Consider the following 20,377-nt stretch of genomic DNA (forward strand, 5'->3'; position numbering starts at 1 on the left):
TTATAGCGAGAATGTTAATACTAAGGAGTTTATGATGGAAACAAAATATCAATTACAACGCAGTTCCCTTTCAATTTACAGCCAAAAAATGATTTTACGCTATTTGTTTGATTGCAATGCGTGGCGATTTTTTATTGAACGAAATACTTGGGCGGATAGTCATTTAGCCTATGCATTAGGTATTCCACCGAATGCAGCAATTCCATTTTTTGATACAAATGATGAACAGCAATATTCAGCTGAACGTTTATTAAAAGCACGTTTTGTGGAAATTCAGCAAGAATCTGATAATGAAGCTGAATGGAAAATGTTGGAGAAAAACATTGATTTTATTACATCGTTACTTAATCTTTCCGAAACTGAACAAGCTTTGCTGCGTTTCTCTGTGCATTTGGAATTAGAAAAAGGGTTGGTTTCAGCATTGGATTTATCACGTCAAAATGATCTTAACTTAAATGATTGTTTGGAAATTATGAGCAGTGTATTACTTATTCCAAAAGGTAAATTAAGAAACGCTTTAAATAAAAAATCAAAGTTGTTTAGTTACGGAATTTTAACTCGCAACAATTATAGTAATGAAGTAAAAGATTTTATTCGTTGGAACGATATTGTCGATATTCACGATTTTGCGAATTTTGAAATTGATTACAAAATATTATTAGCACGCTGTTTAAGTGAAAGTGTTGAACCAAAATTAAATCTTGAACAGTTTGCACATATTAATGAATTTAAACAGCAACTTTTTGATTATTTAACACCAAGTTTGGCAAATAAAAAACGTGGTATCAATATTTTTATTCACGGCAAAGCAGGTGTGGGCAAAACGGAATTTGCGACTTTAGTCGCTAAACAACTTGCACTACCTTGCTATACCTTAACTGCGGAAGATAAAGATGGCGATATTATTGATGGAGAGGAACGTTTGAATAATTGTCGCTTAGCCCAACGTTTATTAGAAACAGCAGAGCAACAGGCTATGATTATTTTTGATGAGGTGGAAGATGTGTTTTATGGTGGTTTTTTTCAAAAATCCATTGCGCAATCTCACAAAGCTTGGGTAAATCAATTATTAGAAAATAATGCGGTGCCGATTATTTGGCTTTCGAATCAGATTCAAGGCATTGATCCTGCCTATTTACGCCGTTTTGATTTTATTTTTGAAATGCCTGATTTACCAATTAAGAATAAAGAAAAGCTGATTTTAGCAAAAGTGGGGAATAAATTATCTGCCGATTATGTGCATCATTTTGCGGTGCAAGATGAGATTTCGCCAGCGTTGATTGATAAAGGCTTTACGATTATGAATCAGCTTGCAGCACATCAAGATAAAATTGATGGCAAGGTGGCAATCAACTGGTTTAATCAAACGTTACAAGCACAAGGCTATAAAAAAATTGAGCCGTTAAACCAAAGTGCAGTGCATTATTCTTTAGATTTTATTGCTTGTACGGACAATATTCATCAAATTAGTCAAGGTTTACAACAACATAAACGGGGGAGAATTTGTTGTTATGGTCCAGCTGGGACAGGTAAAACAGCATGGGCAAAATGGTTAGCTGAGCAAGCGGTGTTGCCTTTGTTGCAACTCAATGGCTCGGATTTACTCGATCCTTATGTGGGCGGAACGGAGCAGAAAATCGCCCGTGCATTTAACAAAGCCAAGGAAAATAATATGCTATTGGTGTTAGATGAAGTGGACAGTTTTTTATTTGACCGAAATGGGGCGGATCGCAGTTGGGAACGCTCAATGGTGAATGAAATGCTCACCCAAATTGAGAAATTTGATGGCTTGTTGGTAGTGTCCACCAATTTAATGGACAGTCTTGATCCTGCGGTGCTACGCCGTTTTGATCTCAAATTGAAGTTTGATTATTTAACTCAAACGCAAGTTTGCGAATTGGCGAAATGTCAGGCGGAAAATCTCGGGATTGTCTTAAATGAACAAGATTTTATGCGATTAGCCGATATTGATTATTTGACTGCTGGGGATTTTGCCGCCGTAGCTCGCCGTCATCAGTTTTCTTCATTTGAAAATGGGAAAGATTGGGTGATGGCATTGGCGAAAGAGTGTGAATTAAAGCCCGTGGTGAAAGGTCAGGTAAAAATGGGGTTTTAGTCTTATTCATTTTATGACATACATCAAGAAACTGAAATATTATCCTTTTGATTTGCCTCATTATGGCACATAATAGCAGTTGTTTTTTATAGACTAGAACAAAATAAGGAAAAACTATGGCTCAATTCAACGCTATCATAGCAATTCTAGGTATTATCGCCACGATTTATTTACTCATCAAAAAATACGAAACTCGCACCGTATTAATCGGGGTGGGGTTGGTAATGGCAATTATTACCTTAAAACCCATGGAAGCCTTAGATGCGTTTGCCAAATCCATGACATCAGGTGGCTTGATTATGGCGATCTGTTCAAGTATGGGGTTTGCTTATGTGATGAAATTTACTCAATGCGATAGCCATTTAGTGCATTTACTCACGAAACCTTTAAGCGGTTTAAAATTCTTTTTAATTCCGATTGCAACGATTATTACGTTCTTTATTAATATTGCCATTCCATCTGCCGCAGGTTGTGCAGCTGCTGTGGGGGCAACGTTAATTCCAGTGTTAAAAAGTGCAGGTGTACGACCAGCCACTGCTGGGGCAGCGATTTTGGCAGGGACATTCGGTTCAATGATGAGTCCAGGGTCTTCCCATACTGCAATGATCAGTGAAATGTCAGGATTGACGATTACTGAAGTCAACCTTTCCCACGCACCTTATACCATGATTGCTGGGGCGATTGGTGCTTTAGTGTTGACGATTTTAGCCATTGTGTTTAAAGATTACGGTGAGCAACATCGTCAAGCCTATATTCAAGAAAATCAAGAAACAGAATCACATTTTGAGAAAGTTAATCCATTGTATGCCCTTGCTCCGTTAGTTCCCTTAGTCATTTTGGTGATTGGTGGTACATCATTACAACAGGTGTCTGGTTTAGAGTGGACCAAAATGGGCGTGCCGCAAGCGATGTTGATCGGAGCAATTTATGCCATTGTGGTGACACGTATTTCGCCAGTAAAAATCACCGAAGAATTTTTTAATGGTATGGGTAATTCTTATGCCAATGTGCTAGGTATTATCATTGCTGCCAGCGTATTTGTTTCTGGTTTAAAAGCCACTGGTGCAGTAGATTCCGCCATTGAATTTTTAAAACATTCCAATGAATTTGTGCGTTGGGGAGCGACTATTGGTCCATTCTTAATGGGTGTAGTAACAGGCTCAGGCGATGCCGCTGCGATTGCCTTTAATACCGCTGTGACACCGCACGCCGTGGAGCTAGGTTACACTCATGTTAATTTAGGTATGGCAGCCGCCATTGCTGGAGCGATTGGTCGAACTGCTTCACCAATAGCAGGCGTAACCATTGTTTGTGCGGGATTAGCAATGGTTAGCCCAGTGGAAATGGTGAAACGTACCGCCCCAGGTATGATTTTAGCGACCTTATTTTTAGCGTTGTTTATGTTGTAAAACTGAATCAAAATGCACCGCACTTGTGTGATTTTAGCCAAAAGTGCGGTGTTTTTTTACTCTTTTTAAGGAATAAATAAAAAGGCTGATTTTATTTGATAACGACATGAATTTCACAGCTTGCTTAAAATAGTCTGAAGTGATCTTCGGAAAACCAGCTGAATTGAATTACCGATGATATAAGGCGTTAATGAAACAGCTTTTGAGAGAGATTTAACCTTATACTCGACCTATTTTAATCGGTGAAAACATTAATCAGAAAGGAGTAATTGAAATTTATATTCACTTATGAAATAAAAAGAAGAAAAAAATTTCATTCTACTTTTTTTCATAAAAATTTAATGATATAGTTTGCAACCAGTTATGTTTGTAAGCTATTCTGCTGGAGAATGTCGAATGTCGAATGTCGAATGTCGAATGTCGAATGTCGAATGTCGAATGTCGAATGTCGAATGTCGAATGTCGAATGTCGAATGTCGAATGTCGAATGTCGAATGTCGAATGTCTGGCTATTTCTACGCCTAGACGGTTTCTCTTCTTTCAAACATTTTTTTACTACTTTTTTCAATCTTTTTTTCCACACGACACAACCTGTCATTTCCCCTTTGTTAAACTGTTCCCACGTTATTAATTTCGGGGGAACAAAATGAAAAACGAAACACTTGCCAACCGTCTTGCACAGATTTTGTTTTTATTAAATCAAGGAAAACGCATTGATTTAACAAAATTATCTGAAGAATTTGGCGTTCATCCACGTACATTGCAACGAGATATGAAACGTCTTGATTTTCTCCAATGGGAAGAAAATGGCAATAATCTCTACAAACTCAACCGCCAATATTACGGCATTTTAAATCAACAAGACATCGAACGTTTTGCCCGATTTGCCAGTGTGGCGGATTTATTTCCGAAAATTGATCAAGATTTTTATCAAGAAAAACTCACCGAAAGCGTGCAAGTGAAAGGCATTGAATACGAAGATATTTCTACTCGTCAGAAAGATTTTGATTTAATCAGAACCGCCATTGAACAACATAAATTTATTCATTTTTGCTATACAAAGTGCGGTGAAAAATCAGGCAGTTTCCGCCAACTCGCCCCTTATGCGTTAACCAATAAAAACGGCATTTGGTATGTGATCGGCACAGAAAATGACAAACAAAAAACCTTTTGTTTCAATCAAATATCGTTGCTTAAAATGCTTAATGAAACCTTTACTCCAAATCAAACTTTGATTGAACAAATTAAAACCAATGACAGTCTTTCCCATGGCAATCAATTAGCGGAAGTCACGATTCAAGTTTCCACCTTTGCCACTCCGTATTTTTTAAGACGCAATTTATTACCGAATCAAAAAATTATTCACCAAACCAAAGACAAAGAGCTGATTATTTCTTGTGAAAACGTGAATGAATGGGATGTGATTCCTGTGGTGCAATATTGGATTCCGCATTTAACCGTGATCAGCCCACAAGGATTACAAGAAAAAATCTTTGCCAATTTGCAAAATTATATGGATAAACCGAATGGAGAGAAAAAATGAGCAAACCAGTTACCCAAATTGATTATAAAGACGGTTTTGCACAATACCCAACCTTAATTGACCAACGAGCCAGTTTTGAAGTTTGCTTTGTGGAACTCAGCGATATATTGCCCCTTTGTGCCGAGCTGGAAAGCCTGATTGAAAATCGGGGCTTGACTTGCCGAGTTTATACGCAAAATCGCATTGCGTCAGCGTTGACAGGATTGGTGAAAACCAAGTTAGGTATTTTATCAATAGCGACCATAGCTGTTCATAATCTGTTTACTTATGATCCAGATTATGAGGTTGGGAGGGATTTGGCGAATGGTAGAGTTAAGGTCTTATTTAGAAAATAAAGGGTATATATGATTGATGTATCATCTTTTAATTTTAGAGCTATATTTTATAACTCGCATGATGAATTTTCTCAAATCAAACGATTCTGTTGGATTGCATCTGGTTTAGCAAAAATATCAGCATCATATGCCAGTAGTTTATGCGAGTTGAATTCAAAAGTAACTTCGGATTTCTATACTCCATTAAAATATAAAATAAATAAGAATAAGTCAGAATTTGATATGCCTATTTTAGTTACTTTAGGCGGTAAAGGAAGTGATGCTTTGGATATTGCTAATCTTATTTATGATAATGAAGATGTAATGGGCTTAGTTACTGCAAATATAGATTCATCAATTATTCCGTTATTTATGAAAAAAGATTCATTTTTGTGCATTGGGGAATATCCTAAACAAGATAAAAGATTTGTTAATATCAATGGGATTGTTTGCTTGACCCATCTTTGTGAAAAATTTGTAAGTGTTATTTATAGTAGTGTGAATGTTTTTGACTTAGAACTATTGGATTATAGAGACATAATGTTAAAAAGTAAACATATATCAAATTGCATTATAAATGTAAAAAATTGGCAGGAGAAAATAATTATTTTGGGTGTTGGTTATAATAGTTTTTATGAGCATACTTGGCGTTCAATATTACAAGAATCAGGAATTTCTTCTATAAGATGGCAGGATATTAAAGACTTTACTCATGGTGAACATCAATATATTGGATTATGTAAAGAAAAATATATATTTTTAATTTTAGAAACAGATGATGTTACTGAGTATGCTGAAATGTTTGAATGTAGATTCGAAAATATTTCACAAGTTCATAGAATTAAATTATCAAATAGTATTCAAAGATCATTTTGGGAAAACCTTTATTATGTCATTTATTTATCAAATGAATTATCCATTCATTTAGGATTTGATGGGAAAAGACCACCTAAAAATGAATTAGTTGATTCTTGGAGAAATTGGGGTAGGTTATAGTATGGTAGTAAATGATATACCAAAATATTGTTTTTTAGTTAATGAACATGATATTTCTAGTGAAGATAGAGAAATAAGAAAATATTTACTTGATAAATTCCGTACTCTTCCTATTGAAGTATTTAGTAAATTAAGACATTTTCAACCACAGGTTGGCTGCTTTAATCGTTGTGGTTTTTGTAGTCAATCTGCATCATCAACAATTATTGAGTTTAGTAAAGAAAGTATTAATAATATTATTGCAGTAATAAGAGCGGTTAGTATTGAAAATGGAATAAGATGTGGGTATTTGCCCTATGACACAATAGATATAAATGGAGAACTTTCAGAATTATTTGAATTACCCCAAAATGGATTAATTTCTTATGATTTGCATAGAAAAGGGGTCGTGTATTGTTACTTGGATAACGATCCTAGTTTATATGGAGATTTAGCATATTTTGTACATACCATATATCGTAATCTAGGCGTTAAAACAAGAATAGCAACTGTTGGATTTAATCGTAAAAATAAAGAGTTTGTAGAGAATTTCCAAAAATTATCTATGGAGTATAAAGAGTGTTTAGCTGGAGTTAGGTTATCAATATCATCATATACTTATGGTTGGTCAGATAAGCAAGGTTATTCTAGAGAAGAGTTTGCTTATGATATAGGGTATTTGATGAACTTATTTAAAGAGCAATTTGAACTAAGTGGTGATGGACGTAAAGGATATTGTGCTGAAATAAGGTTTAAACCCCTAGTTATTAAAAGTAACGTAATAGAAGATATTATTGAAGGTCATTTTGTGTTAAAAACAGATGAATTTCAATATATAACATTAGAAAAAAATAAACATATTAAGGAATCAAAGATAGTTGACGTGGAATCACATGATCTTAAATTGTCAGAGAAATCAATCAAGGTTATTAAAGTTCCATCAAATATGGATTTAGTTAATTTAACTAAAATATTAGAACAAGATATAAAATATGAACTACATGATCTGCATAAATTATCTAACGATGATGGGATATATTATGGGATTGATGTTGAGAGAAAAACATCAGGGAAAAGCTATGCGAAGTATATTTATCCAATTACAAACAATAGACTTAACTGTGGAATTATCGATGGAGAAAGGTATTTCTTAAATACACTTATAGAAAATAAAAAAGAAAATGGAGAATATAATTGGAATGATGTGAATAATGTTATTGAACAACTACGGTTAAAAGCAAGTTCAGGCAGTGTTTGTATCAATGATTATATTAATAATGAAATTATACCGTTAATTGAAACGTATATACTAGCATTAATAACATATGGTTTTTCTGCGAATTGTTTCTTTGATAAATATTTTACTGTGGATACTGGTCATATATGCAATTTAGGACTAGCTTATAATGAATATAAACTATTAGCATCTAGAAGAGATCTTCCTATGACACCTAATCATGAGAGAACTTTTGGAAAAAATAGTGATTTAGCTAGAGAAGGAATAGTTTATAGATTAGCTCCCAATATTCAAGAAAGGACTTCGAGTTGTATAAAAAATAACAAACGTGTTCTTGATAAGTTTCTTATTGAAAAGTTAGATTTAGTTTCAACAGCAACAAAAGAAGGTCAGCATAAAAATATATATTATTTTGACGTAAATAGATTGAATGTTTATAAAATAAATGAAATTACATCACCAACAATACCAGGGCAAGTATAATGATAAACCATTTTGTAACTAAAAAGGGGCTTATACAATTAAGAGATAACATAAGCCAATTACTTGATGAAATGAAAGAGTGTAATAAGAAAATAGGGCATACTGTGTCTTTAGATAATGATCTAAGAGAAAATCCAGAATTTATGTCTCTAAGAAATAAAGCAGAATATGAGATACCTAATAAGATAAAAGAATTAAATGATGTGATTAGTGATTATATTCTTGTTGAAGATATGGAGCATATCATTAATGGTAATAATGATTATATTCATGTTGGTCATAAAGTTACCTTAAGTGATGAAAATGGGAATCAAAGAATTATCAATATTTTAGGGTATGGCGAGAGTAATCCAGAACATAATATTGTTAGTTATTTAACGCCTATTGCTCAAAAGTTGATTGATTTGGAAATTAATGATGAAGTTACATTGCCTTATTTGGGTAAAGAGAAAATTTATGTTATTGATGAAATAGAAGTGTCTCCATTTATTAAAGAAGGTTAATGATGAAAAAAGGAAAATTTATTGTAATAACTGGACTTGATGGTGCAGGAACAACATCACTAGGTGAATATTTGTCAAAAAGTGATCCTAATGGATATTTTATTCATACACCAAATGGAATTTATTCAGATGTTAGGGAACTTTTTACAAAGTATGTGAGAGAAAAAAGCCCAGCAGGACATTTTAATTTTTACTTGTCATCTGTAATTTCGGCTTCTTATGAAATAGAAAAAATGTTAGAAACGCATAATGTATATTGTGTAAGGTATTTGATTGATACAGTGGTATCGCATAGAGTGGCTGGATTGGATGTCAAATTAGAATATGATCTAGGTTATTATAAAATTGTAGAACCTGATTTAACACTTTTTGTTGATATAGAAGAATCGATTAGACAATCTAGAATTAGCTCTAGAGGTAAATCAGAGTTAGATAAAGTATTAGACGATTCAAATGTTAAAAATAAATTCTTACAAGAGTTCTACCAATTAAGCAACTGCTTTGTTAAAGTCAATAATAATTCATCCTTTGATGAAATGTGTAAGAATGTAAAGAGAATTGTTAGTGAATATATTTCTTGAAAATATATTTGAAGATATAAAAATAATTAAGGAGAAATGTTATGAAATGTCCAAAATGCCACTCTGATAAAGTGGAAAAATTAAATTATGGGAAAAGAGTTGCTACAACTGTTGGGGCTGCAGCAGCTGCCACAGCAGGTGCCACAGGAGGATGGGCAGCAATAGCTGCTGGAGCAGCTACGGGAGCGACAATGGCAAAAAAACTGACTGATAGTCTTGATAGCGATAGTGATACGTCTTTGGTAGCTACTATTACTGGAGCAATTGCTGGAGGAATTACAGCAGCAGTCGCTGGTGCAGCAGCAGGTTCTCTTTTGGGAAAAGCAATAGATGATAACATATTAGATAATTATAAATGCCATTCTTGTGGATGTAGTTTCCACGAAGATCAAGACTAATCAAACCTAATCTTTATATTAAATAAAAAAGGAACAAAAAATGAGCATAATCGTTAAAACCAAAGAAGAATTAGAAAAAGCAATGGACAATAAAGAACAAAATATTGTTATTCAAGGAGAGTTAGCTGAAAAATTATATAAAACGAGAAAAATTGCTAAATTAAGTGGTTGGGCACTAGTGGCTATTGCTGCCGCTGTTGCAGCTACACCACTTACTGGTGGACGTTCTGCAGCTAGCTTAACGGCTGTTGCTGGATTTACATCTATCACATCTGCTGCTACTTTAACAGGTTTAGAAATTGGGGTAATTGTTATGGCTGCGACTATCGGATTGTCTATAATTTTAGCATTGTATAAGAATTATGATGTAAAAATAAAAAGAACAGAGGTTGATGGAACAGTGACAGAATTAGAATTTGCTCGGAAATAGCAGACAATAGGTTAACTTATTGATACGGAATACACAATGTTATAAGGATGGTTATTATGCCAATGCCCCCCAAAGTTTATTTTTATCAAAAATGTTCCAAATGTGATTTCAAAACACCGCTGATTACTAGTGATGTCAGATTGCCTGTTGGTGCAGGAAACACTTGCCCTAACTGTGGGGCAAGGCTGGTTGATGTTGAATGTCCAGAGCTTGACCTACGTTATGGACCGCAATGGAAAATTTTGAAATTTGTGAAAAATTTATTGAAATAGCGTGAGTAATATTTAATTTATATAAGGTAACTTTATATGATAATCACCGAACTCGAAACCCACTACAAATCCATTCGTGATAATTTTAACGAAAACTTCCGCTTGCGTATTCATCGTTCCATTAGTTGGCTAAAAAGAGCAAAAATAGAAGAAAATGAAGATATGAAATTTGTTTCTTTATGGATTGCCTTTAATGCGGCTTATGCCAAAGAATTGGCGGAGAATTTTGGCGAGAAAGTCAATCTGAATGAGTTTTTGTTAAAACTTTGTTCGCTTGATAAAGAAAATAAAATTTATAATCTTATTTGGAAAACATTTCCGCATGCCATTAGAATGTTGTTGGATAATAAATTTGTTTTTCAACCATTTTGGGATTTTCATAATGGCAAAATTTCAGAAGCAGAATACATTAAAGCGGAAATGATCGATCGTGAGCGGTTTTATTCGGCGTTAGAAAAACAAAAAACAGCACAAATTTTATCCGTGTTATTTAATCGATTATACACCATGCGGAATCAAATTATTCACGGTGGTTCAACCTATGGTGGTTCAAAAAATCGGGATCAAGTGCGAGATAGTTGCCGAATTTTAACCGCACTTTTGCCAGAAATGTTGCAGATTATGATGAATAACCATGATGAAGTGGATTGGGGCAAGCCGTTTTATCCTGTGGTGAAAGAATAGAGACCATTTTATAAAAAAATTGCGGTGCGACACAAGCTGTCGTTTATAGTTCTTTATAATAAGACAATAATTTATCTAATGGAGAAAAACAATGGCAAGAACATTAAGCAAAAAAGCATTAGCAGAGCAAATTGAATTGGCTAATCAGGGAAATTTAGATGCGATAAAGAGGGTAGCTGCAGATTATTATTATCAGGGCGATATAAAGCTTGCTCTTGAGTGGTGGGAAAAGGCAGGAAATTTAGGTGTAATATATTGTGCTGTAAATTGCTATGCTATTTATGAGCAAATGGGGAATACTGAAAAAGTATTAGAATGGTTAGAGAAATCTGCAGAATTAGGTGATGCGGATAGTCAATATCTATTAGGTTCCCATTATAATGATCTTTTTAATACGACGTTTAATTCTGAATATATTGAATCCGCACGAGAATGGTGGGAAAAAGCGGCTGCTCAAAATGAACCTGATAGTGCAGGTGGCCTTGCCCAATATTATTTTGGTCGTGCGATGTTTGATCAATCTGTTTATTGGGGAGAAAAAGCATTAAAAGATGGTCTTAATGGTGTAAATAAGGCGACTGTTAAAACAAAACTTGATTTAGCTAAAATACATCTTAAGGTTTTTGATGATATTGATATTGATATTGCCCCTGATAGTAAAGAAAAGCTGACGAGACAGGAACAGAAGAAATTTTTTGAGTTTTATATTGAGCATGTGGACGGTTTTCCACATAGTAAAATTGTACTCTGTTCTTGTTATAGATTAGGGCTTGGTGTTAAAAAAGATATTGCTCAAGCGATACATTGGGGAGAATTGGCAGTTCAAAGTGATGATAATGAAATATCAGGAGCCGCTCAAGTGAATTTAGCATTTTGTTATCTTGAACAGAAAGATCCTGTTAAAGCAGTTTATTATTTTGAACAAGCCGCTCAAAAAGGTGAATTAAATTCCTTGCTTAATTTGGGGGTATGTTATCTGTGTGAAGAAAAGATTAAAGATGTTCAAAAAGCAATTCAATATTATGAGCGAGCAGCACAGAACGGAAAAGATCTTGCATTGTTTAATTTAGCGGTGTGCTATGCTAGAGAAGAATCAGTCAAAGATGTCAATAAGGCTAATTATTATTTTGAACAAGCAGCAAAAAAATGTGGTGACAGTTTTTTAGTTTCTTTGGGTGCTGCTTATGCCGAGCTTGAATTAGTTAAAGATCCTAAAAAATCAGTTTATTATTTTGAACAAGCCTTAGCTAAAGGTTTGGAGATAGATGAAGAAAATTTAGCGTTATATAATCAGCTTAAACAGCAAGGTTATTAGATCAAAACTGCGGTGAAATTTCTCCATAAAATAGCATATCTTGCCATACCTTGCTTACTGGTATATACTCAAAGCATATACAATCCATTTCAGGAAAAATCAAATGCAAACCGCCAGTATTTTTAAAAATAATCGTAATCAAGCCGTACGCCTTCCTCAGGCGGTGGCTTTTCCTGATTATATCAAACAGGTAGAAGTCATTAGCGTGGGCAATACTCGTATTCTTGTGCCAGTGGGGGAACGTTGGCAAGCGTGGGCGAATAGACAATCGCAACTAACCGAAGACTGTTTTTCCAGCCGTGATCAACCTGAATCTCAAGAAAGAGAAGGGTTTTAATAATGTTGAAATATATGTTGGATACCAATATCTGTATTTACGCTATTAAACAAAATCCGATTCACGTGGTGCAAAAGTTAGCCCAATATGAAGATCAAGTTTGTATCAGTTCGGTGACGTTGATGGAGCTTTATTATGGGGCGGATAAATCCAGTAATCCCGTCAAAAATCGCTTTGAAATTGATTATTTCGTTGGCAATCTTGTGGTACTTGATTATGACGCTAAAGCCAGTAGTCATACAGGCAATATTCGAGCCGATCTCGCCCGTAAAGGCATGCCAATTGGTGCTTATGACAGTATGATTGCAGGACACGCTCGCAGTCAAGGTTTGGTTTGTGTGACCAATAACACCAAAGAATTTGAGCGAGTAGATGGGTTAATGTTGGAGAATTGGTGGTCTGCAAATTAGTGGGATAAGGATCTAAAATTTTAGTCTTTTTGCTTTACAAATATTTCTATTACTGATAGAATCTACATTAGAGTTATTTGGAAGAATAAACTCTACTTTTTAGTTACAAGAAAAAGACTGGTATCTTATTGATAGATATCAGTCTTTCTATTTCAGACACATTTAAATTCCCTTGATGATACCAATCTAACAACGAGCCTATTCCATATTTTGTGTAAACACCAATTTCACTTAAAGATGATCATTTAAGCGATCACCAAATTCTGATAATCCGACCATCTTGGCGAACTTTCACCACAATACAATCCAAATAAACAATGGAATACACCGTGTTAAGAGGTTCATTTCGCCACTCAATAATGCGTTCTTTGACTGAATCAGTCACCCGAGAAATTAGGCTAGGTAAAACATCAGCATCATAAAATTCTTTAAAAGAATCAACAATCTCTTGATTACCTAACCCTTTGGTATATAAGGTAATAATTTGCTCATCCATACCTGTTATGCGAGTCTGATTTTTCTTATAACCGAGATGGTCGGTCAATTCAGCATTTAAAGTAGCTTCCACGGTGATTTTTTTCAGCACGCGAGAAAGCTGATTGAGATCTTCTGGCATTTTGAGGTTTTTGGCAAGTTCATTAGCCAATAATTTAATTTGTTGTTCATTCATAATAAAAATACCTGTTTTTGGTTATTATCTGAGAAACAGGTATTTACACAAATTTTGTTATATCCCGATTACGTCATTGATAGCTAAAATCTTTTTGACATTTTTTGTTTAGTCCGTATAATTCCGGAGCAATAGTGGCGTAGCCCCTGTCCCTGAGGGTTGTAGAAATATGACCGACTTAGAGTGTCAAGCTACGTCCTTGCCTTTCAACTCTCTATAATTATGACAACAAAACCGCATAAAGAATATTCCGAATTAGTTGAACTACTCGTTTCTCGGGGAATGATCATTGATGATAAAATTTACGCCGAGAAAAAATTATCTCAGGTGGGTTATTATCGTTTATCTGGTTTTTGGCATATTGCGAGAAAACAGAATCCCGATAATACATTAAGTGAATATTTTTTAGACGGTGTTCTATTTGAAGATGTATATAAATTATATATTTTTGATAAAAGACTCCGATTATTATTGTTGGATATTATTGAGCGATTAGAAATTAATATTAGAACAATTATTGCTCATGAATTAGGGCGAAATAATCCCTTAGCTTATGAAGATCATTCTTTAATCAATCAAAAATTTCTGAAATTCCAATGGGGAAAAGGTTATGCTTATGCCCATTGGTTAGATTCTATTTCAAGTAAAGTAAATCGTAATAAGGATGATTCTATTGAGTGGCATCGAGAGAAGCAAAAGTCATTACCTTTTTGGGTTGTGACTGAGGCTTGGGATTTTGGCACCTTATCTAAATTCTATTCCTTGTTAAATGGGCAGCAACAGAGAAAAATTGCTAAACAGTTTAATATTGATGAAAATACATTAAAAAACTGGTTAAATGAGATTAATATAGTTAGAAATTTATCAGCACATCATTCAAGAATTTGGAATAAAAATTTTAATGAAATAGCCATTCCTAAATTTAGTGAGATAAGACTTTCTAAGTTTAAAAAAGCAAATTTATATTTTTCAGATCTTAATTTAGATAAGAAATCTCGTACGAGAATTTTTAGTAGAATTGCAGTCTTATGGTATCTGGTTAGTCAAACCAGTAGCAATTACCATTGGTTAGAAAAACTTGAAGAGCTTTTATGTACTTTTCCACAAATTCCTAATGCAAGATGGGAATTAATGGGATTGTCTAAAGCGTATTTAGAGAGAATACAAGCAATAAATAAAAAACGTTTATAACATAAAAAATATCCCACACGACACAACCTGTCATACCCCACTCATTATAATAATCCCATCGTTAAGTGATATAACCTTATATGGAGTTATTATGCAAACAGAAATTTTACCTATTCAACAACGTTTAGACGAGTTACTTCATCAATTAACCAAAGGGATTCAAGAACGAGATCAAATTATGGCGGTCAGTTTATTGGCGGCGATTTCGGGGCAGAATACCTTTTTATTTGGACCACCAGGGACGGCGAAAAGTTTGATTTCTCGGCGTGTGGCTTGTGCCTTTGAGCAGAATAATTATTTTGAGTACCTAATGAACCGCTTTAGTACGCCTGAAGATGTGTTTGGCCCAGTGTCAATTAAAGCGTTAAAAGAAGATCAATATATTCGCAAAATTCAAGGTTATTTACCTTGTGCGGATTTTGCATTTTTAGATGAAATTTGGAAATCCAGTCCTGCGATTTTGAATAATTTGTTGACCATTATCAACGAGCATTTATTTAAAAATGGCACGGAAAATATCCCTGTACCGTTGAAATCATTGATTGCCGCATCTAATGAAATTCCGCAGGAAAATCAAGGGCTAGAAGCCTTATATGACCGTTTTATTGTACGATTGGTGGTGCCACCGATTCAACAGAAAAATAATTTTAATAAATTGCTGACAGGCTTGCCGAGCAGCGATAAACCTGACATTTCCACTTACTTAAAGTTGCGTTATGACGAAGTTTCGCAATGGCGTAGCGAGATATTGCAGGTGAAATTAACTACGGAAAGTTTAGCTGTGATTCATGACATTCGGGAGAAACTGGCAGAACGTTTTGATGAATTAGGCGTGTATGTGTCTGATCGCCGTTGGCAACGAGCGGTGCAATTAGTCAAAGCCAGTGCATTTTGTAATGGTCGGCAAAGTGTGAATTTAAGTGATTTGATGTTGCTGAAATATTGTTTGTGGACGACACCTGAAAATCAGCCATTGGTGGCAGAAGTGGTGATGAAATCTATTCAAGATATTGGATTAAATATGCCAATTAATTTTGTAGAAATTGATTTGCAAAAAGATAAACTTCAAAAAGAAATCAATAATAAACTTTATTATACGGAAGATGAATATCGTTCTGTCACTATTGGCAAAGGTCGAAAGCGTTATTTTGAATTAAGTATTAATAAATATGTGAATGGTAAATTAGAAAAACAAAACTATTATATTCCTGTTAAACGTCCTGAAAATATGAAATCATTTTTACCTTTTGATTTTAATGGGGAATCTATTAATTCATTAATATGTCAAGAAACAGGGGATAATCAATTTATGACTAGAGTGTTACCAAGCTATTTAACACATTATAAAGAACCAGAGAGTATTTATGAACCAGAAATATTATTCAAAAAAGGCGAAAAACGCCAAGATGTAGAACAAAAAGTATTAAATACGATTTATCATGCCATTAGCGATAATTCTCGCCAACTAACGTTGCGATTAAACGCTCTTGAAAATAAATTTGATCTTTATAAAAAACAAGCGGCGAGTTTATTTGTTGAATTAACTGATATTGACTTTGTGGTAGAATGTATTAACGAGCAAATTAAGCAATTAAAAAATCGCATTTCTGATTTTAATTATTTGGTGTCTTTATGTTATTAACCCAATTAAAAGAGTTAAGCCAAGATATGTTGGCAATAACACAAATAAATCACCCTGATTTATTTGAACAGAAAAATGTTGTACGCAATATTAATAAAAAACTAAGGAAATGGAATAAAGCCAGTTATGATTGTTTGATTTCATCAGAACCTGATTATTTTCGGTTGGCACAACAACATATTGACCGTTACAAACAGCAATTTGATGAGCAAAATACTATTGATCAAACGGCTTTCTCACAGTTTCAGGAATTTAATTCCATTATAGAGAAAAGTTGCAATGTTCATTATTGGCTAGATGATTTTACCCCTGAAAAAATCCAGCATTTTTTAACTTTGTGGCAAACGGAATTAAATCATGCAAAAGCAGAATGGATTCGCCAGCAATTACAACAACGGCGAAAAGAATTGTTGCGATATTTAGCAAAATGGTTAAAACAACTTGAGAAAGTTGATCAACGATTAACCTTATTTGGCATGAATGCGGATGCGTTATTTGCTGGAGAAGCAAATAGTGCCAATGATGAATCTTTAGAATTATTTGGCGAAAGTGTAGAATCTTTGTTGATGAGAAGTGATAATGGAGAAGGTGAAGGAGAAGGTGAAGGAGAAGGTGAAGGAGAAGGTGAAGGAGAAGGAAATGGAGGCAAGGTACAGGCAGAAAATAATGCTGGCGGTGGGGGAGCTTCAGAACAACATCAGGAAAGTCAATATGATATTGACGAAATGGACGATGAATTGTTCTTTGAGTTACTAGAATGCTCTAAAATAACGCAAGATGAATCCTTTTTTGATAACTTAGAGAAAAGTTTAGATGAACAAGATTTTGAGCAGAAAGGGCGAGATTATGGCAATGGACGTGGCTATTTAAGGGAAAATAATCATTTAATTAAGTGGTTGGATTATTTTTCTAACAATGAAACCGCTCGGATTATCACTGAGTTATTGGGGCGAATGCAACAATCAGAAGAGTTGCTTGAAATGCAAGAAGTTAGCCAACAAGATTGTGAAATTGAAGTGGTGGATAAACAAGCAAAAGAAGAAATTGTCGGGTTGAAGTTAGGCAAAGAATTGGAAACCGTTTTGCCGAGCGAATTGGCGTTGTTAGGTGATGTGGAAATTGATATTCTGTTTGATCTTAAATATTTAGAAAGTAAACTCATGTCTTTTGATTTACAAGGCTTAAGTTATCAATCGGAACAACAAGACAAACCAGAACCTGAAAGCAAAGGCCCGATGATTTTGTGTATTGATACTAGCGGTTCAATGAGTGGTGAGCCTGAAAATATCGCTAAAGCTATGGCATTTTTTCTTGGTACAAAAGCCCAAAAAGAAAAACGCAAGTGTTTTGTGATTAATTTCTCAACGGATATTGAAACCTTTGAACTCAGTGAAAAATTAGGGATTTCGCAATTAATCGCTTTTTTAACTCAATCATTTTGCGGCGGAACGGATATTGCTCCCACCCTTGATTTTACGTTGAATTTATTAGCACAAGAAGATTATAAAAATGCTGATGTGTTAGCTATTTCTGATTTTGTGATGCCAACTTTGCCTGACGGCATTTTGCAAAGAATGGCAACGCAACGAGAACACAAGACTAAATTTAATTCTTTGGTGATAGGGCATTATCAAGATGTGCGAAATATTGGTACAGTGTTTGATCGTGAATGGATCTATAACCCTAGAACCCAACATATTGATGAATTGGTGAGTTATTTATCGCAGGTGAATGAACACTAGTATGTTACACCACACCCCCTTTCAACAACTTCCGCATCCAACTGCGATTTGCGATAAGATTATGCAAAATATCTTCACTTAACGGCAAAGGCTCGCCGTAAATTAATGAACCCAATAGTTCGCCGAGCAAAGGGGCGGAGGTTAAACCACGGGATCCTAATGCACCAATTAGGTACAAATTTGGGGGGTTAATTGCTTGTGGAATGGGTTGTCTGCGGCGGCGTAGGTTGTAGATATTTTTGTAATCAATACGTTGTTGCTCAAAGTCTGGTACGTTGCCGACTAATGGCATGCGATCCCGCATGGCACAGCGAACGCCCACTCTTGCAATATTGCTTGAAGTATCCACTTCTTTTGTCCAATTTTCGCCAATGTTTTGTTGGATTTTTTGCAGGTTTTGTTGTTGTTCTTCTGGGCTAAAATAGCGAGTGGTATTATCCCTAACGTGGCTTGCACCGATACAGTGGCTCGTTTTTGCTTGATCCACAGGTGTTAAATAGCCGTCATAACAAAGTACGGTTTTAAGTTTCAGTAAATTCTCGCTAGTCGGAATTTGGCTCACTTGTCCACGTACAGGGTAAGTTGGCAATAGTTGGGTTGGCTCAAATTGACTGAGTTGATGGCCGTTGGCAAGGATCACAATTTGATGTGGAAACTGTTCATTCTGTTGATTGGTTAACAGCCAACTATCTTCTTGTCGCTGAAGTGCGGTGATTTTTTGCGATGTTTTTAGGGTTAAGCCTAATGCTTGCAAATAAGCAAAGGTGTTTTGCACAAATTGGCGAGGGTTGAGCCACGCACCTTGTGGAATAAAACCGCCACCACAGGGCAGTGGTAAGCCGACAATATCGGATAATTGTTGTTGGTTAAGCGGTTGATAAAGACTGTCGTGCCATTGATATTGCGAAATTTTATCTAATTTCACCGCACTTTTTTGATCATAACCACACAATGCCACCCCACAAAATTGGTGTTCAAATTCAATGCCTTGTTTGATTGCCCATCTGAGTTGCTGTTGACCATAAGCAAAGGCATGAATATAGAAACGAATATTGCGAATATCATCATCACTTAATTGCGGATAAAATGCCCCTTGTTTGTTGCCTGATGCGTTTAAAGCTGGTTGTTCATCTTCACAATAAAGCGTAATTTTTGCACCACGTTGCAACAGGGCAAGTGCGGTAAAAAGTGAGGCAATGCCACCGCCGATAATCGCAATTTCCGCTTGTTGTTCAAATTGGGCGGTTTGCCAGTGATACCAAGGAAAAGCAAAGTGTGGTGTGTTTTTGTTGAGTTTTTGACCATGCAAACATTCTCGTTTTTTGCCAAATCCCTTGCGTTTTTCTACTGCAAAACCGGCATTTTCTAAACCTTTTCGCACCGCACTTGCGGCGGTGAATGTCGCAAATGTGCCGTTGGGTTTGGTGTAACGATATAGTTGATCGTAAAGTTGATTATTCCACATATCTGGATTTTTGTTCGGTGCAAAGCCATCTAAAAACCAAGCGTCAATTCGGTTTTGCATATAATCACCGAGTTGCGGAAGTTGTTCATTGATGTCGCCAAACCAGAGATCTAAGGTAGTTTCATCAAAATGAAAACGATAGCAACCCACAATAGGGTTAAGCCATTTTTGTTGTAATGATTGGGCGATGTCGGCAAATTGAGGATAAGCCTGTTGAGCTAATTTGAGTTGCTCAAGGGGAATGGGATACTTTTCAAAGGAAATAAAAAATAGGCGTTTCAACTTTGATTGTGGATTTTCGTAGCGGAATTGGCGAAATAATGCGGTGGTACTGAGAAAATTCAAGCCTGTACCAAACCCCGTTTCGGCGATGACAAAATGGCTTTGTTCAGATTCTAACCAGCGTTGCCAAAGCTGATTTCCTTGTTGAAAAACGTATTGGCTTTCGGCTAAACCGTCTTGATTGCAAAAATAAACATCATCAAATAGTTCAGAAATAGGGGTATTGTTTTGATTAAAGTGGATTTCTGCCGGTTTAACTTGTAGCATCATTTTTATTCCTTTTTAGCACGCTGTTATTTTGGTATAATATCCCACTGGTCGAACAAATCAATTTTTACTTGAAAAATTTTCATTTCGTAGTAAGTTAGCCAAAAACTT

Annotated in this window: 20 protein-coding genes and 1 pseudogene; 19 read left to right on the forward strand and 2 right to left on the reverse strand. The window is 35.1% G+C overall.

Features of this window, described 5'->3' with window-relative positions:
• Positions 1-31: 31 nt before the first annotated feature.
• The 16 genes from O1Q79_RS01375 to vapC all read left to right on the forward strand — a co-directional run bounded on the left by O1Q79_RS01375 (position 32) and on the right by vapC (position 13,007).
• On the forward strand, positions 32-2,116 hold the full coding sequence (locus tag O1Q79_RS01375) for an AAA family ATPase (RefSeq protein ID WP_386692604.1): 2,085 nt from the start codon (positions 32-34) through the stop codon (positions 2,114-2,116).
• A 116-nt stretch (positions 2,117-2,232) separates the two neighbouring features.
• Positions 2,233-3,525: a C4-dicarboxylate transporter DcuC gene (gene dcuC / locus O1Q79_RS01380; RefSeq protein ID WP_386692605.1), complete on the forward strand. Its 1,293-nt coding sequence runs from the start codon at positions 2,233-2,235 to the stop codon at positions 3,523-3,525.
• A gap of 363 nt (positions 3,526-3,888) precedes the next feature.
• A complete protein-coding gene (locus tag O1Q79_RS01385) occupies positions 3,889-4,050 on the forward strand; it encodes a hypothetical protein (protein WP_386692606.1) in 162 nt (53 codons plus the stop codon).
• Between the two features lie 121 nt (positions 4,051-4,171).
• A complete protein-coding gene (locus O1Q79_RS01390; RefSeq protein ID WP_386692607.1) occupies positions 4,172-5,068 on the forward strand; it encodes a helix-turn-helix transcriptional regulator in 897 nt (298 codons plus the stop codon).
• Positions 5,065-5,403 (forward strand): hypothetical protein, encoded by a 339-nt coding sequence (locus tag O1Q79_RS01395; RefSeq protein ID WP_386692608.1) that lies wholly within the window; start codon positions 5,065-5,067, stop codon positions 5,401-5,403. The genes O1Q79_RS01390 and O1Q79_RS01395 overlap by 4 nt, the downstream gene beginning before the upstream one ends.
• Before the next feature lie 9 nt (positions 5,404-5,412).
• On the forward strand, positions 5,413-6,378 hold the full coding sequence (locus O1Q79_RS01400; protein WP_386692609.1) for a hypothetical protein: 966 nt from the start codon (positions 5,413-5,415) through the stop codon (positions 6,376-6,378).
• 1 nt (position 6,379) lies between these two features.
• Positions 6,380-8,077 (forward strand): hypothetical protein, encoded by a 1,698-nt coding sequence (locus tag O1Q79_RS01405; RefSeq protein ID WP_386692610.1) that lies wholly within the window; start codon positions 6,380-6,382, stop codon positions 8,075-8,077.
• On the forward strand, positions 8,077-8,580 hold the full coding sequence (locus tag O1Q79_RS01410) for a GreA/GreB family elongation factor (protein ID WP_386692611.1): 504 nt from the start codon (positions 8,077-8,079) through the stop codon (positions 8,578-8,580). The genes O1Q79_RS01405 and O1Q79_RS01410 overlap by 1 nt, the downstream gene beginning before the upstream one ends.
• Positions 8,580-9,161 (forward strand): hypothetical protein, encoded by a 582-nt coding sequence (locus O1Q79_RS01415; RefSeq protein WP_386692612.1) that lies wholly within the window; start codon positions 8,580-8,582, stop codon positions 9,159-9,161. Before O1Q79_RS01410 ends, O1Q79_RS01415 begins: the two co-directional genes overlap by 1 nt.
• 41 nt (positions 9,162-9,202) lie before the next feature.
• Positions 9,203-9,559 (forward strand): hypothetical protein, encoded by a 357-nt coding sequence (locus O1Q79_RS01420; RefSeq protein WP_386692613.1) that lies wholly within the window; start codon positions 9,203-9,205, stop codon positions 9,557-9,559.
• Between the two features lie 40 nt (positions 9,560-9,599).
• Positions 9,600-9,989: a hypothetical protein gene (locus O1Q79_RS01425; RefSeq protein WP_386692614.1), complete on the forward strand. Its 390-nt coding sequence runs from the start codon at positions 9,600-9,602 to the stop codon at positions 9,987-9,989.
• Between the two features lie 56 nt (positions 9,990-10,045).
• Positions 10,046-10,261: a hypothetical protein gene (locus O1Q79_RS01430; RefSeq protein WP_386692615.1), complete on the forward strand. Its 216-nt coding sequence runs from the start codon at positions 10,046-10,048 to the stop codon at positions 10,259-10,261.
• A 36-nt stretch (positions 10,262-10,297) separates the two neighbouring features.
• Entirely contained in the window at positions 10,298-10,945 is a 648-nt protein-coding gene (locus O1Q79_RS01435; RefSeq protein WP_386692616.1) for a hypothetical protein, read from the forward strand.
• Between the two features lie 91 nt (positions 10,946-11,036).
• A complete protein-coding gene (locus O1Q79_RS01440; RefSeq protein ID WP_386692617.1) occupies positions 11,037-12,260 on the forward strand; it encodes a tetratricopeptide repeat protein in 1,224 nt (407 codons plus the stop codon).
• 103 nt (positions 12,261-12,363) lie between these two features.
• Positions 12,364-12,597, forward strand: a complete 234-nt coding sequence (gene vapB / locus O1Q79_RS01445; RefSeq protein WP_386692619.1) for a type II toxin-antitoxin system VapB family antitoxin — start codon at positions 12,364-12,366, stop codon at positions 12,595-12,597.
• A gap of 2 nt (positions 12,598-12,599) precedes the next feature.
• Positions 12,600-13,007: a tRNA(fMet)-specific endonuclease VapC gene (gene vapC, locus O1Q79_RS01450; RefSeq protein ID WP_386692620.1), complete on the forward strand. Its 408-nt coding sequence runs from the start codon at positions 12,600-12,602 to the stop codon at positions 13,005-13,007.
• A 265-nt stretch (positions 13,008-13,272) separates the two neighbouring features.
• Here the strand turns inward: vapC and O1Q79_RS01455 are convergent.
• Positions 13,273-13,677: pseudogene (locus O1Q79_RS01455) on the reverse strand (transposase); the annotation flags it as partial.
• A 222-nt stretch (positions 13,678-13,899) separates the two neighbouring features.
• On the opposite strand from O1Q79_RS01455, the gene O1Q79_RS01460 reads away from it, so the two are divergent.
• From O1Q79_RS01460 to O1Q79_RS01470, 3 genes are all read left to right on the forward strand, one after another.
• Positions 13,900-14,868 (forward strand): Abi family protein, encoded by a 969-nt coding sequence (locus tag O1Q79_RS01460; RefSeq protein WP_386692621.1) that lies wholly within the window; start codon positions 13,900-13,902, stop codon positions 14,866-14,868.
• A 91-nt stretch (positions 14,869-14,959) separates the two neighbouring features.
• Entirely contained in the window at positions 14,960-16,510 is a 1,551-nt protein-coding gene (locus tag O1Q79_RS01465) for an AAA family ATPase (protein WP_386692622.1), read from the forward strand.
• Positions 16,501-18,252, forward strand: coding sequence for a VWA domain-containing protein (locus O1Q79_RS01470; RefSeq protein WP_386692623.1), 1,752 nt, complete (start codon positions 16,501-16,503; stop codon positions 18,250-18,252). The genes O1Q79_RS01465 and O1Q79_RS01470 overlap by 10 nt, the downstream gene beginning before the upstream one ends.
• Before the next feature lie 4 nt (positions 18,253-18,256).
• Here the strand turns inward: O1Q79_RS01470 and mnmC are convergent, their stop codons facing one another.
• Complete coding sequence (gene mnmC / locus O1Q79_RS01475; RefSeq protein WP_386693319.1) at positions 18,257-20,266, reverse strand: bifunctional tRNA (5-methylaminomethyl-2-thiouridine)(34)-methyltransferase MnmD/FAD-dependent 5-carboxymethylaminomethyl-2-thiouridine(34) oxidoreductase MnmC; 2,010 nt, start codon at positions 20,264-20,266, stop codon at positions 18,257-18,259.
• Between the last annotated feature and the right edge of the window lie 111 nt (positions 20,267-20,377).

It is taken from the genome of Lonepinella sp. MS14434 (genome assembly GCF_042468235.1).
In the GTDB taxonomy this organism is placed as follows: Bacteria; Pseudomonadota; Gammaproteobacteria; order Enterobacterales; family Pasteurellaceae; genus Lonepinella.